This is a genomic window from Paenimyroides marinum, from assembly GCF_900108395.1.
GTDB classification, from domain to species: domain Bacteria; phylum Bacteroidota; class Bacteroidia; order Flavobacteriales; family Flavobacteriaceae; genus Flavobacterium; species Flavobacterium marinum.
Genome location: NZ_FNXE01000025.1, coordinates 13,043 through 29,166, shown reverse-complemented (window position 1 = coordinate 29,166; position 16,124 = coordinate 13,043). Strand labels below are relative to the sequence as shown.

Below are 16,124 nucleotides of genomic sequence, written 5' to 3'. Positions count from 1 at the left end.
ATATGATTTAGAATTGGATATTTATTTATATCGATAAAATATAGTACTTTTAAACCAAAAGTAGAGTTATGAAAAATATTATTTATCTGTTAGGATTATCTTTAATACTAAGTTGCGGAATTTTAAAAAAAGACAGTAATAGCTACAACGGCACTTGGATTTTGCAATCAAAAAGTGGCGGTTTTGCCGGAATGACCAAAAAACCTGAAAAAGAAACAAAAATTGTTATTAAAAAAGAGAAAATGTTTAGTTATGAAGACGGAACATTAATTGCAGAAAGTGCTTTTAAAGTTGAAAAAGGAAAAGTGATTCAAAGTACTGAACCGCAGGATATAATTGTTGGCAACAAACTAATGAAACAATCTATTGCTGTAAGTGGCGACACCCTTATTATTGCCGACCAATGTTATGATTGTTTTACTTATTTTTATTTGAGAAAGAAGTAAAAGCTGTACATCTTTTTTATCAAACATATATTGTACTTTTGTCATAAAGTAAAGAATTATGTTAGAAAATAAAAATCAGAATAAAACCTCGTTAGCACAATTAGGCGAATTTGGTTTGATCAATCATATTACACAAAATTTCCCTGTTCAACAAAAATCTACTTTAAAAGGTATTGGAGATGATGCAGCTGTTCTAGATTTTAAATCGAAAAATGTAGTTGTTTCAACCGATTTATTAGTAGAAGGCGTACATTTTGATTTAAGCTATATGCCGTTGAAACATTTGGGATACAAAGCAGTCGTTGTCAATTTGTCTGATATTTGTGCAATGAATGCCAGACCTACGCAAATTACGGTTTCCATTGCGGTATCAAACCGTTTTCCTTTAGAGGCTATTGAAGAATTGTATGAAGGTATCCGTTTAGCTTGCAACAGTTATAAAGTCGATTTAATTGGTGGTGATACCACATCAAGCACAACAGGATTACTGATCAGCGTTACTGCTTTGGGCGTGGTAAAAAAAGAAGAAATTGTTTATCGTTCGGGAGCTAAAGAAAACGATTTACTGGTCGTTACCGGCGATATTGGATCGGCTTATATGGGTTTACAAGTGTTAGAACGTGAGAAACAAGTGTTTTTAGTCAACCCGAACAATCAACCCGATTTAGAAGAATATTCTTATATTATTGAACGTCAGCTAAAACCTGAAGCACGTACAGATATAAAAGAATTACTTGAAAAATTAGATGTAAAGCCAACAGCAATGATTGATGTTTCTGATGGAATTTCATCTGAAATACTGCACATTTGTAAGGCTTCAAACACAGGATGTAATTTATACGAAGAAAAATTGCCCTTAGACCCGCAATTTATCAACGTGTGCGAAGAATTTAATTTAGACAGTACCACCATTGCCATAAACGGCGGCGAAGATTACGAATTATTGTTCACGATTTCTATGAATGATTTTGAAAAAATTAAAGCCAATCCGCATTTAACGGTTATTGGTCATATCACTGCCGAGAACGAAGGCACACATTTAATAACACGCGAAAATACAAAGCTACCTTTAAAAGCCCGCGGTTGGAATGCGTTAACCGAATAATATAAAAAACCAGAGCAAATTCTCTGGTTTTCTTTTAATGCGGATTCAACATGTTTTTTGGGTCTAAATACGTATCTAATTGTTCTTTTGTTAAAATGTTATGTTCTAAAATTAAATCGTACACGCTGCGGTTTTCTTCTAATGCCTGCTTGGCAATTTTGGTACTGTTCTTATAACCAATGATTGGGTTTAACGCCGTAACAATTCCAATGCTTCTATACACTTCATTCTTTAAATGTTCGGTATTTGCGGTTATTCCTTCCACACATTCCACACGTAATGTATCAATGGCATTTGATAAAATCTCAATAGATTCGAATAAGGTTAAAGCAATAATCGGTTCCATTACATTCAGTTGTAACTGTCCGGCTTCAGCAGCAAGACTTATAGTCAATTCGTTGCCAATAATTTTAAAACACACCTGATTAACCACTTCCGGAATCACCGGATTAACTTTCCCCGGCATTATAGACGATCCCGGTTGTTTTGCCGGCAGGTTGATTTCGTACAATCCGGCACGCGGACCAGAAGCCAGCAAACGCAAATCATTACAAATTTTTGAAAGCTTAACGGCTAACTTTTTCATTGCTCCGGCATACGCTACAAAACCACTGGTATCAGATGTAGCCTCTACTAGGTTTTCAGCCAGTTTAACCGGTTCGTTTAATAAAGCAGCTAGTTTTTCGGTACATAGTTGCGCATATCCTTTAGGAGCATTTAGACCGGTTCCAATTGCGGTTGCCCCCATATTGACTTCTAAAAACTGATATGCATGTTCTTGCAAATATGGAATTTCTTTTTTTAGTGTAAAGGCAAATGCTTCAAATTCTTGTCCCAATGTCATGGGAACGGCATCTTGTAATTGGGTACGTCCCATTTTGATAACACCTTCAAATTCTTTGGCTTTGCGGTCTAATGAAAAAAACAGCTTTTCCAACGCATCGGTTATTAGTTTTGACGATTGAAACAAAGCCAATTTTAAAGCTGTGGGGTACGCGTCGTTTGTAGATTGGGATAAATTAACATGATCATTTGGCAAACAATGCTGATAATCACCTTTTTGGTATCCCATTTTTTCTAAAGCAATGTTGGCAATTACCTCATTTGCATTCATATTCACCGACGTACCTGCTCCACCCTGAATCATGTCAATAGGGAATTCATTAAGATACGCACCGTTTAACAGCTCTTTACAGGCTGCAGAAATAGCATCTTTTATGGTTTCGTTTATTAATCCCAGTTCATAATTGGTTTCAACTGCGGCTAATTTTACAGCTGCTAACGATTTGATAAAAATGGGGTATTGGGATAATTTGTGGTTTGATATTTTAAAATTGTTTATGGCACGTTGTGTTTGCACACCGTAGTAAGCGTTTACAGGAACTTGCAAATCGCCTAATAAGTCTGTTTCTGTTCTAAAAGAATTCATACTTTTTCCTTTAAAAGTACAAAAAAACTAACAGATTCGTATCTTTTAAAAGAATATTAACAAATTAATAGCTTAAAAGAAATAATACGCATTTTCAATATGATTGATTTCGGTTTCTTTTCCTAATATCACCGAGATAATATCTAAACTTACGTTATAATCAATATTTTTCTCGTTGATATATACATTGGTTGCCTCTAAAATCAGCTTGATTTTTTTGTTGTTTACAAAACTTTCAGGTTCACCAAAATGGGTTGAAGTTCGTGTTTTTACCTCGATGATTGCCAACGTTTCGTCTTTTGAGGCTATAATGTCAATCTCTGCTTTTTTATAACGGTAATTGGTTTCTAAAATAGTGTACCCATTGGCAATTAAATATTCTTGTGCCAGTTTTTCGCCTTTTGATCCGGTATCATTATGCGTTGCCATTTCAGATATATTTTAATGTGGTGTATTGACCGGTTACATTCAAAGCTACTTTTGTTCCTAATTTCAAAGCGCGATTGTCTGAAATATGTCCGGCAGGAAAATCAAAACAAACAGGGAAACAATATTCTTTACAAATATCCAGGACAATTTGTTTTACATCATATCCAAAAGGAATCTGATTATCGTGCATATCGGTCATTCCCCCAATAATCAATCCGTTTAAATGCTCTAAACAACCGTTTCGTTTTAAATTGTAAAACATACGGTCTATGTGGTACAGATACTCATCTAAATCTTCCAGATACAAGATTTTTCCTTGAGTATCCATAGCTGATTTAGATCCCAGCAAACTGTAAATGATAGATAAATTTCCGCCAACCAGCAATCCTTCTGCTACACCTGTTTTATTGCTTAAATCAGCAGGAATATTGAATTCATAACTTTCGCCAAATAATGCCTTACGCAAAGTTTCTTTTGCATCATTGCTTGCTTTTGGAACCGAGTACGGCATAATGGCGTGCAAAGTAGCAACTCCTAAATTGTGAATGTGGCTGTGCAATACCGTAATATCGCTGAAACCGATAATCCATTTAGGGTTTTTAAGAAACCCAGAGAAATCAATTTGATCAATAATCCGTACCGTTCCGTAACCACCGCGGGCAACCCATATTGCTTTAATAGCCGGATCGTCTATCATTCGTTGTAAATCATCGGTACGTTGCTGGTCGGTACCGCCCAATTGGTTAACATTGACATCGATTGTTGCTCCGAATACGATATTTAATCCCCACGATTTAAAAAGTTCTACTGCCTCAGTGGCTGCTTCACAAGAAAAACTTCTGGCGGTACAAACCATTGCCACAGTATCGCCTTTTTGTAAATATGCGGGAATTTTCATTGTGATTTATTTTTCAACAAATGTATTTAAAAATCTTTGATAAGGAAAGTCTAATAGTTGGTTGTGTTTTTTAAACACTGTCAGAATTGGCTTGTTACTTATCCTTTTATTTTGTTGAAATGCCAAACAAATAACATTTCTTTAGGTCTTGTTCGTTTTTAAGTATAATTAAAAATCATTAAATTTGTAGAAATTTTTAATTTAATTGATTATGTACCCAGAAGAAATCGTAAAACCAATGGAAGCAGAATTGACTTCGGCTGGTTTTCAATCATTACATACATCGGCTGAAGTAGAAGATGCTTTGGCTAAAGAAGGAACAACATTAGTAGTAGTAAATTCTGTTTGCGGTTGTGCGGCTCGTAATGCACGTCCGGGAGCGGTAATGAGCTTGAACAACTCTAAAAAGCCATCAAACATTGTAACTGTTTTTGCCGGTGTGGATAAAGATGCCGTAAATACAGCACGTGAAAAAATGTTTCCTTTTCCACCGTCATCACCTTCTATGGCGTTGTTTAAAAACGGAGAATTGGTTCACATGTTAGAGCGCCATCACATTGAAGGGCATCCGGCTGAAATCATTGCAGAAAATTTAAGAGAAGCCTACAACGAACATTGTTAATCTTTTAATGTAATTTATAGAAAAATCCACTGTTTCTCGGTGGATTTTTTTATTTGTCGTATATTTGTACATAAATTACATAAAGTGCACAAAATCTTATCTTATCCTGTAAGTATTGTATATTATTTGTTCTTGAGCGTGAGCTTATTACTTTTTCATCCGATACAATGGATTTGTTTGAATTTGTTTGGATATCAGGCACATAAAAAAAGCGTAGATGTTTTACAATGGTTTTTAATGCGCAGTGCAAATATTTTAGGTACAACCTTTTCAGTAAAAGGTCGCGAAAAGTTGCCGTTAGACAAACCCATTATTTATGTATCAAACCACCAATCAATGTTTGATATTGTATCGATTATATGGTTTTTGCGGGCAACACATCCAAAATTTGTAAGTAAAAAAGAATTGGGTAAAGGGATACCAAGTGTATCGTACAACTTAAAACACGGTGGTTCGGTTTTAATTGACAGAAACGATCCAAAACAAGCACTGCCAACAATTAAAGGTTTAGGAGAATATATACAAAAACACCACAGATCGGCAGTTATTTTTCCGGAAGGAACCCGATCAAAAAACGGAAAACCCAAACGTTTTTCTGAAAACGGTGTAAAAATGCTTTGTAAATTTGCTCCCGATGCATACGTTGTTCCGTTGACCATTAACAATTCGTGGAAGATGTTCCGATTCGGGATGTTTCCAATGGGATTAGGAAGCACCATTACCTTAGAAGTACACGAAGCAATGAAAGTTTCTGATTACGATTTTAAAACGTTATTCGAAAAAACAGAACAAGTTATTGTTTCTTCAATTAAATAAACGCAACTAAAAGTTGTTTAAATATAAAAAAAGATGTCTATTCAAAATGTACGATTAGAAGTAATGCAGTTCCTGGAAAAGAACATTGATACTTTTGTACAGAATTATTTAATTCCTGTAGAAAAGATCTGGCAGCCTTCTGACATGTTACCCGATTCACGCAGCGAAAATTTTTTAGAAGACGTTCGTGAACTACAAGCTTATGCCAAAGAATTACCTTATGATTTCTGGGTGGTTTTAGTAGGCGACACCATTACCGAAGAAGCTTTACCAACGTATGAATCTTGGCTAATGGACGTAGAAGGTGTTGACCAAAGAGGAGGTGAAGATGGAGACGGAAACGGATGGGCTAAATGGATCCGCCAGTGGACGGGTGAAGAAAACCGTCATGGTGACTTGTTAAACAAATATTTGTACCTGTCGGGGCGTATAAATATGCGCGAAGTTGAAATTACAACACAACATTTAATTAACGATGGTTTTGATCCGGGTACCGACCGCGATCCTTATAAAAACTTTGTATTTACCAGTTTTCAAGAATTGGCTACGTATGTTTCACACAACCGCGTGGCACAATTGGCAAAAAAATACGGAGATCACAAATTGTCAAAAATTTGCAGAATTATTGCCGGAGACGAAATGCGTCACCACCACGCATATTCAGAATTTGTTGAACGTATCTTTAAAGTAGATCCGTCAGAAATGATGAAAGCTTTTCATTATATGATGAAGAAAAAAATTACCATGCCGGCTAATTTAATCCGTGAATCGGGCGGTGCAATTGGCGATGCGTTCCATCATTTTTCTGAATCGGCTCAACGTATCGGCGTTTATACCTCTATGGATTATGTAGATATTTTAAACAAGCTGATTAAGCGTTGGGAAATTGATAAAATCAACAACCTAACCGATGAAGCCGAAAAAGCACGCGATTATCTGATGAAATTACCAGACCGTATGGCAAAATTAGCCGACCGTATGAAAATTTCAGACGAATCACATATTTTTAAATGGGTAACACCAGCAATTGTAAAATAATTTAAAGCCGATAGAAATATCGGCTTTTTTAATCTTTGGTAAATCGTGTGTCACTCTGAACTTGTTTAACTTCGTTCTGTTCGCAAGCTCGGGTCAGGGTCGCATAATAAATGTGTGTTTTATGAATCTATATTACATTTATATACTAGCTAATGTATATCGTACAACATTTTATATCGGAGTTACAAATGATTTAAACAAGAGAGTTTCAGAGCATAATGATAAGATTGGTTCTGTTTTTACAACTAAATACAATGTAACTGATTTTAATATATTATGAAACGTTTGAAGATATTAATAAAGCAATTTCCAGAGAGAAACAGTTGAAAAATTGGAAAAAAGAATGGAAATTAAATCTAATAAAATTGAAGAATCCTACTTTAGAAACGCTTAGTATCTTGTGAGATACTGAAACAAGTTCAGTATGACAAGCATGTCGTTTAATATATTGCATCTGAAATTAAAAATCAAAGTCCAATAATAAATATGAATTACATAGATCAAACCATAACTTTCGTTAAAAAAGAATTAGAAGGCGCCGAAGCCGGTCACGACTGGTTTCACATTGAACGGGTGTATAAAAATGCGTTGAATCTTTTAAAAACCGAAGAAGGTAATGAACAAATTGTGCTTTTAGGTGCTTTGCTACACGATATTGCCGATAGTAAATTTCATAACGGCGATGAAACTATTGGACCTAAAAGGGCTTATGAGTTGATGACTTCCATAGGGATTGATGAAGAGGTAAAAAAGCACGTGGTTTTGATTATTGAAAACATTTCGTTTAAAGGCGGTAATTTCAACAGAACGTTTCATTCAAAAGAATTAGAAATCGTACAAGATGCCGACCGGTTAGATGCTATTGGAGCTATTGGCATTGCACGCACGTTTAATTATGGTGGATTTAAAAACAACCCTTTACACAATCCTGAAATTCCACCAAAATTAAAAATGACCAAAGAAGAATACAAAAATCATAAAGGCACCACCATTAACCACTTTTACGAAAAATTATTGCTTTTAAAAGACTTAATGAATACCCAAACCGGGAAACAACTGGCAGAAAACCGTCACCAATATATGGAAGGTTTTTTAAATCAGTTTTTTAACGAATGGGAAGGAAAAATTTAAAAATGTCGTCCGAAAACTCTTTTTATCAAGATATTTTCGGACAGTTATTATTTCTCAGGTGTTTCGTTAATTATCCGAATTGGTGTAGCCGCAAAAGGATTGTTAAACCCTCCTTCGTAAATGGCTTTTTTAATTTCGTCTTGTATTTCAAAGTTTAATGACCCGTAATTGGTTTTAGATGCCCAAACCTGAATCGTTAAAACCACTCCGTTTGAAGCTAGTTCTTTTACAAAAATCTGCGGTTTCGGTTCTTTTAACACACGTTTATCGGCAGCTAACTTATCTTCTATCACCTGTTGTATACTCTGAATATTATCGGCATAACTAACCGTTAAAAAGAATTCTATTCTGCGTTTTGATATTTTTGAAAAATTACGAATTACAGAATTTGCTAATGTTCCGTTTGGACTAAATATTTTGATACCGTTTGATGCATTTAATGTCGTGTAAAGCAAGTCTATTTTCTCAACAGTGCCTTCGGTTCCCGCAGAATTTTCGATATAATCACCTACATCAAACGGACGAAACAATAATATCAAGACACCGCCTGCAAAATTTGATAATGATCCTTGTAAAGCTAAACCTGCCGCCAGGACTAAACCAGATAATGCTCCTAAAATTGCTGTGGTTTTAAAACCTAAATTTCCTGCAATAGTTAAAAGCAATAAAGCATAAAGTATAAACTTGATGATCGACATTAAAAAATCTCTAAGAGACAAGTCTACATTTCGTTTTTCAAAACGTTTGTGGATTATTTTTAACAAAAACCTAATAATTAACAAACCTACTATTAATCCGATGGTAGCTGCAACAATAGCTGGTATAGCATCTAAAAATCTCACAATAGTTTTCTCTACCATGTCAGAAAATGATTCCATACGTTCTATTATTCCTTCTTTTACATTTTCCGGCTTTGCAGCATTTAGAATTTCTTCTTTTTCTGCTGCCAGCGACAAGGTATCGTTTACTATGTTTAATGAATCCTTTAACATAACTTTGTTTTTCTACAAAAATAAAAAAGAGATGCTTTAGGGCATCTCTCTTTACAAAATATTTATGTTTTTATATCGCTAATTTTTTAGCTATATTTTTTGGTAAAGCGTTTTTGTGAACCATAATATCGGTTGCTTTGTATTTCATAAATTCTTTAGTCATATACATATACCCTTTATAATCGTTTGATAATCCCCAAGAGTTTTTAACAATGTAGTATTCTTTACCGTTTTGGTCTTTAGCAATCCCTATAATGTGCATTCCGTGGTCATCGGTTGTTTCGTAGTTGTCAAACGCTTTTTGACGATCCGCATCGGTAACCTTTTTCTCTGGTTTTGGTCCGTTAAACATCTCTGCCTTTTGTTCTGCGGTCATTTGTGTAAAATCAATTTCAGGAATGTAAGCTACACCGTTTTTCCAACTAAAACCTTTTTCAGAAACATCTCCTCCCCAAGCAACAGTATATCCGTTCTTTAAAGCATTGTCAACAATTTCAACCAATTCGTCTTGTTTAACATTCCAAACCTGGTCAAACGCCCAGTTATCAGGAACTAATAAAGTGAATTTAGTGTACCAAGGATATTCCTGGAAAGAAGAAATTTCTACATAATCATCAGGATTAATTCCTACCACTTGGTCTGCAAACGTTTTAGGCGTATATTTTTTACCCTCATACATAAATTCTGTCGGAGCTTCGCCTAAATACGTATCAATAACAGCTGTATAAGCTTTTAACCAGTTTTCAGACAATTTATCATTTTTAATAACCGCCGCTAAAACAGATTCGGTCATTTTAGACATTTCAGAAAAATTGTTACGTGTTTGTCCTTCCTGTAAACCGGTATAAACACTTCTTGGAACCGTACCGTATTTTTTGTACATATTCATTACATCGTGAAACGCACCGCCTTCGCCCAACGTAACCGCACCGTGCATTTTTACATACATTTTTCCTTTTTCGATGTATGCATTACGTGCTGTGAAGATTTGTGCCAGCTCAACCGGTTTTTTACCCATACGGATCATTTCAGATTCAATGAACGAGTTTCCTGAATAACTCCAGCAAGTGCCCGATGAACCTTGATCTTTAATAGAAGTATTTTCTAAATTAATTACATCGGTAAATGTAAAATGGTCTTTACTGTTAGCACTTTGATTTGATTTTACTTTATTGATTAAATCATCTTGTGCCGATGCATTTGAAGTTGCTGCTAATGCAATTAATACTGCCGCAAATAATGGTTTTAATTTTAATCGAAACATATTTATAGTTTTGAATATTTTTATAGTGGGTACGAATTTAGGAAATTTGTTACAAACGACGGAACATATTTATATAAAATAGCACTAAAAAAGCTGCCTTAACAGACAGCTTTTTGAATTATCCTATAAAAGAAAATTTATCTTCAAAATATTTTCCTATTACCGGTAATGGTTTCATTTCTGCATTGTTGGCATTAATAATACCTATAATCATCAAAATAAGAAATGCAATATTAACAATACCCAACATTCCTAAAAACGGTGAAATGGCTACTAAGATATTGATTACAATACCAAAAATAAAAACCACAATTGCTAAACCTAATGATTGGCGCAAATGATATTTAGATAAAGCATCTAACTTGTCTTTTCCTACTAAATAGGCAATTAACCACCCAATAATGGTGATGTAAGAAACGATTGAAACTGTTTTGTTATCCATAATGCAATTTTTAAGAATATCAAAAATATGCTTTTTTTTAATCTTTAGAAATTTTATTTTTAAGTTTTTCTATATTCTTATTTAATTCAGGCACCCAGCCTGCTTTATAAATCAATAAAAACAAGGTAATGGTAAAAAAACTGCAACGAGTAATAAAATCAAACTTTCCAAAAACAGATAAAGGCAAAACAAATGAAAGCATCAATAAAAAAACGCTGCTTAAAATGGTTTTGAAATAATTACTATTCATTGGCAGCAAGCCAAACTTTTTATAAATAAACCACATTTTGCTGGTATTAAAAGCCAGCATGGCAAAAAACGATGCATACGCCACACCAATTATACCTAAGGTTGTCTGTGTTAAAACATAATAATTCAACCCAATATTTAAAAGGGCTAATAATAAAATAGCTATTAAATTAAAACGGTAAAATTTTGAATAGGCAATAATTTCGGTATTAAAACCGGTTGCCATATTCAGTACCACATTTCCACCCAAAATATACAATACCGGCAAAACAGGAACTAATTTATCTGCTGTGGGTAACAGTTCAAACAAACCACGCATTCCTAAAAGCACACATCCGTAAAGCACTATACCAATAAAAAACAGGTTTTTGGCAACTTCGGTATATTTGATTTTTAATACCGATAAATCATTTTTTTTTAGCGAATCTGATATCAACGGACTGTATAAGGCAAATACGCCGGTGGCAGGAATCATTAGTGCATTGGCAAGGTTTACACCTATATTAAAATCTCCATTTGCTGTATTGGATATGAACTGGGGAATCATTACCGAATCAATCCTAAAGGCAAAAAACGATCCTAAACTGGCACAAAAAGCATACAAGCTGTACTGATAGTATTGTTTTTTAGAGATTTCATGGAATAAATCGGTAAAATTCAAACTGTACGCCGGTTTAAAATGCCTAAATAAATAACTCGCTACCAAAATCAACATTAGTGTAAATGATAAGGCATAAAAGATTAATCCTCTTGTCTCAGAAACATTGTAATACAGTATCAAAACAAAGACTAAAGGCAAAAATATTTTTGGAATTACTTTTTCATAGAACGTAGGTACAGCTAATTTTTGAAGGTTAGTTGCTTGTCGTTTAAACAAGTCAACATACGCCAAGCAAACAGCAATAACAAAGCCATAAATAAAATATTGTTTGTTTTCAAGCCAATCAAACCAATAAACAATGCTTACTCCAATGGCAGAGAAAAAAATCATCCCCAAAATAGAAATAAGGCTGTATGAAAATAATTTCCGTTGCAGTAAATCATTCAATTTTGGCTGAAAGTTCAACAAGGCGGTAGATGCCCCCAGCACCATAATGGGATAAAGTATCTGTGCAAAACCATCGATAAAACGAATGATTCCCAGCAAATCTTTGTCGTACGGATAGATAAAAAGCGTGGAAACCGTGCCAATAAGCACGCCAAAATAGTTGATCAGCGTAAACCATAAAGCTTGTTTGCTTGAAAAGCGGGTATCCATTCTAGTTATTTTTACAAATATAACCGTTAATCTTTAAATTGATTTTAATTACTTTTACAAATCTAAATTTTCAATGATGTACGAGAAAAGTTATCCTAAACAACGTTTTAACATTACAATGGATTTTCTAAACCAACACATTCCTAAAAATGATCGAATTTTAGATTTGGGTGTTGAAAATCCGTTGTCGCGATTAATGAAGGCTGAAGGATACAATGTGGTAAACACGTCGGGCGAAGATTTAGACGATGACCAAACCATTTTAAACCAAACCGATTACGAAGTATTAACTGCCTTTGAAATTTTTGAGCATTTGTTAAATCCGTACACGGTATTAAAAAGTTGTAAGGCAAAAAAAATAGTTGTTTCGGTTCCGTTACGCTTGTGGTTTTCACCCGCCTACCAAAGTAAAACTGATTTGCGCGACCGTCATTATCACGAATTTGAAGATTGGCAACTGGACTGGCTAATTGAAAAATGTGGTTATAAAATTACCGCACGCAAAAAATGGGCACACACGGTAAATAAATTGGGCATTCGTCCGTTATTGAGAAGATTTACTCCACGTTATTATTTGATTTTGGCTGAAAAGATTTAATATGAAGATTTGCTGCGTTATTCCCACATACAATGAAGAAGCTTTTATTGGTAAAACATTGGCTTCTATTGCCTCACAAACGCATTTGCCCAAACAAGTAGTGGTGGTAAACGATAATTCTACTGATGATACCCAGCAAATTATTGATGAATATGTAGTTAAACATCCGTGGATTTCTTCGATTTATAATTCATCAGAAAATAAACATTTCCCGGGAAGCAAGGTTATTCGTGCTTTTGAGAAAGGATTTGAAACACTAAACAACACCTTTGATGTTATTATAAAATTAGATGCCGATTTAATCTTACCCAACAATTATTTTGAACGGATTGTTGACGTTTTTAAGTCTGATGCCAAAATTGGAATGGCAGGTGGTTTCGCTTATATCGAAAAAAACGGAGAATGGATTTTAGAGAATTTAACCGATAAAGATCATATTCGCGGTGCTTTTAAAGCTTATAGAAAAGAATGTTTCGAACAAATTGGCGGATTAAAACCCGCTATGGGGTGGGACACCGTTGATGAATTGCTTTGCAAATACTATCATTGGGAAGTTGTTACCCTGCCCGATTTAAAAGTAAAACATTTAAAACCAACAGGTGCCACTTACGATCAATCAGCTCGATACAACCAAGGTGAAGCTTTTTACACTTTGGGCTACGGTTTTCTTATTACAACCATTGCCGGTTTAAAACTGGCTTTACGCAAAGGCAAACCTTTACTTTTTATTGACTATTTAAAAGGATTTTTTAAAGCAAAACAAACTAAAAAAACTTTATTAGTTACCAAAGAACAAGCTGAATTTATACGAAAATACCGCTGGAAAAAGATACGAGAGAAGGTGTTTTAGTTATTCTTCTCCCCTTTCAAAATCAATGATAGCTATATCGCCTTTTATTCTCAAAGTGTAATAAATATTTCGATCTGCAATTGGATATTCAGCAATATTTTTTAAAATTTCATTTCTTTCCTCTCCTCCGATATATATACTTGAGATATTGTCAAATTTATTGAGACGGATAATTCCCCATCCCCAATCGTTGTTTTCATAAATAGGTGCCAATTTGTAAATAATCGGCATAGTATTATAGTTAACCGTAATGTTTCTGTGAGCGGTTTTATTAGTTCCTTTTATGATGACTTTTATCCGATCGTGTTCCAATAATTTCGGAGAAACAAGATTGATGATATAGTCTGAAAAATCATCTTGATTTTTCAAATAAATTCCTAATTGAGAAGACAGTAAAAATGAATAAAACACAAAAGGAATCAGAGCGAAGCTTAAAATTAAGTTTCTGTAATTTTTGTTGAGCAAAAGCGGAAAAAAAAGTAAATACATAGCAAAACCCCAACCTATCATAGCTCTTGGCACCCAGCGTGGTTCGTAAACAAACATATTGACGCCCGCAGTAAATATTGCAACACAAAAGATGATTAATACTACAAATAACAGCTTTAAAGGAAGTTGTTTATTGACAATGGTTTTAACATTTGTTCTGAAATAAATTACCAGGCTGATGGTATTTAAAACCAACAATATCAGAAACACTGATTTATAAGAAGATTTAAACAACAACTTAACCAAATCAATCATTCCGTGATAACGGTCTTTGAGCAACTGAAAAAGATTGGCATCTTTAAAAATAAAATCGCCTCTTCGGTCTTGAAGCAATTCCAGATCCAGAAAATCCAAGACAACTTTATAAATAAAAAATGCTGCAAGAAAGGCAATTGCCGACCACAATATAGTAAAAAGTCCTTTTTTATATTGTTCGTTCCAAACATCTTTGATGAGAAAAAGACAAATAATAATACAATAAGACATAGCTGTTGTCTGGTACAATCCCAAAGAAAGGAAGATGCCTAGAACTGAAGCTATGAAGAAATGTTTTCTTTTGTCGAAAAACAAAAACGGAAGCGTAATAAACAAAACAGACAAGCTTATCGGAATGGAATCAAATCGGTATGCCAGAATTTCTAATAGAAACGGACAAGTGGTTAATAATAAACTTCCGACAAATAAAATAGTTTTATTGCGAACTCCCAAGGAATAAATAACGATTAATCCGGAAAGCGATAATAGAACCGAACCTATCATCATTGAAAACGGATACAGACTAAACACCACACCAGACTGAAAAGACAAAATATGCATAATAACAGAACTGATATATCTGCCATCGTGATTCCAATTGTAACCAGCTACTGTTCTATTAAGATCATCAACATAGTAGGTATTTGCTAAAATCAGCGGAAGTGCATATAAAATAGAAATAAAGATCAATAAAAAAATAAAAGTCTTGTTCTCCACAATGATTTGCAGTAATTTATTGATTCTACGATGAAAGAAATCTATAGTATTTTTCATTATTCGTTAGTATTTTTCATTTTCTTTTTAATAATATATTTTGGTCTGCGTTTGGTTTCTAAATACGTTCTGCCTAAATATTCGCCCAATACACCAATACCTATTAGCTGTACACCGCCAAAAAACAAAATCGCTACCATTAACGAAGCATAACCCGATGCACTGATACCGAAGAACAGCTTTTCAACAATAATCTTCAATCCGTATAAAAAAGAGATGAATGCAATGATGCTGCCAAAATACGTCCATACTTTTAAGGGTAAGGTAGAAAAAGAAGTGATTCCCTGAACGGCTAGATTCCATAATTTTAAGTAGTTGAACTTGGTTTTCCCCTGCATTCTGTTAGGACGTGTGTAATTAACAACGGCTGTTTCAAATCCCACCCAACTCATCAACCCTTTCATAAACAACTGATTTTCTTGCAGATGAACAATCTCATCGACTACCTGACGGGTCATTAACCTGAAATCGCCGACATTTTCCTCTAATTTTAAAGCAGACATTTTATTGTTCAGCCTGTAAAACCACTGTGCCGAAAAACGTTTTAAAAACGTATCGCTCCCCCGGTCTGATCTTCTTGCCAAAACCACTTCTGCCCCATTTTCATACGCATCAATCATTTCAAAAATCAACTCAAACGGATCTTGTAAATCTACATCCATTGGCACCACTAAATCTCCTGTTGAATGTTCCAGCCCGGCAAATAAAGCGGCTTCCTTTCCAAAGTTTCTCGAAAAAAACAAAGCACTGCAATTGTTGTTCTCTTTAACCAAACGTTGTAAAATAACTGCTGTTTTGTCTTTGCTTCCGTCATCTATAAACAACACATTGGCGTGGTAATTTTTTTTTAAAGAAAGAGCCTGAAACTTCAGAAATTCTTCAAAAAACACATCAATGCTTGCTTCTTCATTATAAACCGGAACAATTATAGAAATTTGTTTCATAGTGATTTTATTAGAGCAAGTCAAAAATACATTTTTAAGCTATAACTTTATAGTATTATCAAATCAAAATAAAATTTATTTGGTAATTTAGCACA

18 protein-coding genes are annotated in these 16,124 nt (G+C 34.2%); 9 read left to right on the top strand and 9 right to left on the bottom strand.

Annotated elements, in window-relative coordinates; translation table 11 throughout:
- Positions 1–68 precede the first annotated feature (68 nt).
- Both BLW20_RS09270 and thiL read left to right on the top strand, forming a co-directional pair.
- Positions 69–446 (top strand): hypothetical protein, encoded by a 378-nt coding sequence (locus BLW20_RS09270; protein ID WP_091099532.1) that lies wholly within the window; start codon positions 69–71, stop codon positions 444–446.
- A gap of 58 nt (positions 447–504) precedes the next feature.
- A complete protein-coding gene (thiL, locus tag BLW20_RS09265) occupies positions 505–1,551 on the top strand; it encodes a thiamine-phosphate kinase (protein ID WP_091099530.1) in 1,047 nt (348 codons plus the stop codon).
- A gap of 34 nt (positions 1,552–1,585) precedes the next feature.
- On the opposite strand, the gene aspA is transcribed toward thiL, so the two are convergent.
- The 3 genes from aspA to BLW20_RS09250 all read right to left on the bottom strand — a co-directional run bounded on the left by aspA (position 1,586) and on the right by BLW20_RS09250 (position 4,307).
- A complete protein-coding gene (gene aspA / locus BLW20_RS09260; RefSeq protein WP_091099527.1) occupies positions 1,586–2,980 on the bottom strand; it encodes an aspartate ammonia-lyase in 1,395 nt (464 codons plus the stop codon).
- Positions 2,981–3,052: 72 nt separating this feature from the next.
- The gene (locus BLW20_RS09255; RefSeq protein ID WP_091099524.1) at positions 3,053–3,409 is read right to left on the bottom strand and encodes a YraN family protein; all 357 of its coding nucleotides are present in this window, start codon (positions 3,407–3,409) and stop codon (positions 3,053–3,055) included.
- Between the two features lies 1 nt (position 3,410).
- Positions 3,411–4,307 carry a S66 peptidase family protein gene (locus tag BLW20_RS09250; RefSeq protein ID WP_091099522.1) on the bottom strand — a complete coding sequence of 299 codons (897 nt, stop codon included), beginning with the start codon at positions 4,305–4,307 and terminating at the stop codon, positions 3,411–3,413.
- 211 nt (positions 4,308–4,518) lie between these two features.
- On the opposite strand from BLW20_RS09250, the gene BLW20_RS09245 reads away from it, so the two are divergent.
- From BLW20_RS09245 to BLW20_RS09225, 5 genes are all read left to right on the top strand, one after another.
- Positions 4,519–4,929, top strand: a complete 411-nt coding sequence (locus BLW20_RS09245; RefSeq protein ID WP_091099520.1) for a BrxA/BrxB family bacilliredoxin — start codon at positions 4,519–4,521, stop codon at positions 4,927–4,929.
- 84 nt (positions 4,930–5,013) lie between these two features.
- A complete protein-coding gene (locus BLW20_RS09240; RefSeq protein WP_091099517.1) occupies positions 5,014–5,745 on the top strand; it encodes a lysophospholipid acyltransferase family protein in 732 nt (243 codons plus the stop codon).
- Positions 5,746–5,778: 33 nt separating this feature from the next.
- Positions 5,779–6,783 (top strand): acyl-ACP desaturase, encoded by a 1,005-nt coding sequence (locus tag BLW20_RS09235; protein ID WP_091099514.1) that lies wholly within the window; start codon positions 5,779–5,781, stop codon positions 6,781–6,783.
- Between the two features lie 121 nt (positions 6,784–6,904).
- On the top strand, positions 6,905–7,063 hold the full coding sequence (locus BLW20_RS14950; RefSeq protein ID WP_317039283.1) for a GIY-YIG nuclease family protein: 159 nt from the start codon (positions 6,905–6,907) through the stop codon (positions 7,061–7,063).
- Positions 7,064–7,269: 206 nt separating this feature from the next.
- The gene (locus BLW20_RS09225) at positions 7,270–7,914 is read left to right on the top strand and encodes an HD domain-containing protein (RefSeq protein WP_091099511.1); all 645 of its coding nucleotides are present in this window, start codon (positions 7,270–7,272) and stop codon (positions 7,912–7,914) included.
- A gap of 47 nt (positions 7,915–7,961) precedes the next feature.
- Here the strand turns inward: BLW20_RS09225 and BLW20_RS09220 are convergent, their stop codons facing one another.
- From BLW20_RS09220 to BLW20_RS09205, 4 genes are all read right to left on the bottom strand, one after another.
- Positions 7,962–8,906, bottom strand: a complete 945-nt coding sequence (locus BLW20_RS09220) for a mechanosensitive ion channel family protein (protein ID WP_091099508.1) — start codon at positions 8,904–8,906, stop codon at positions 7,962–7,964.
- Positions 8,907–8,976: 70 nt separating this feature from the next.
- Entirely contained in the window at positions 8,977–10,170 is a 1,194-nt protein-coding gene (locus tag BLW20_RS09215) for a C1 family peptidase (protein ID WP_091099505.1), read from the bottom strand.
- Between the two features lie 118 nt (positions 10,171–10,288).
- On the bottom strand, positions 10,289–10,612 hold the full coding sequence (locus tag BLW20_RS09210; RefSeq protein WP_091099501.1) for a magnetosome magnetite crystal formation protein family: 324 nt from the start codon (positions 10,610–10,612) through the stop codon (positions 10,289–10,291).
- 37 nt (positions 10,613–10,649) lie between these two features.
- A complete protein-coding gene (locus tag BLW20_RS09205) occupies positions 10,650–12,119 on the bottom strand; it encodes a lipopolysaccharide biosynthesis protein (protein WP_091099479.1) in 1,470 nt (489 codons plus the stop codon).
- Positions 12,120–12,237: 118 nt separating this feature from the next.
- Between BLW20_RS09205 and BLW20_RS09200 the strand changes: the two genes are divergently transcribed.
- Positions 12,238–12,717 carry a methyltransferase gene (locus BLW20_RS09200; RefSeq protein ID WP_091099576.1) on the top strand — a complete coding sequence of 160 codons (480 nt, stop codon included), beginning with the start codon at positions 12,238–12,240 and terminating at the stop codon, positions 12,715–12,717.
- Between the two features lies 1 nt (position 12,718).
- The gene (locus BLW20_RS09195) at positions 12,719–13,567 is read left to right on the top strand and encodes a glycosyltransferase family 2 protein (protein WP_091099477.1); all 849 of its coding nucleotides are present in this window, start codon (positions 12,719–12,721) and stop codon (positions 13,565–13,567) included.
- On the opposite strand, the gene BLW20_RS09190 is transcribed toward BLW20_RS09195, so the two are convergent.
- Together BLW20_RS09190 and BLW20_RS09185 are read right to left on the bottom strand one after the other, a co-directional pair.
- Entirely contained in the window at positions 13,568–15,085 is a 1,518-nt protein-coding gene (locus BLW20_RS09190) for a glucosyltransferase domain-containing protein (RefSeq protein WP_091099475.1), read from the bottom strand.
- Positions 15,085–16,029, bottom strand: a complete 945-nt coding sequence (locus BLW20_RS09185; protein WP_091099471.1) for a glycosyltransferase family 2 protein — start codon at positions 16,027–16,029, stop codon at positions 15,085–15,087. Before BLW20_RS09185 ends, BLW20_RS09190 begins: the two co-directional genes overlap by 1 nt.
- Between the last annotated feature and the right edge of the window lie 95 nt (positions 16,030–16,124).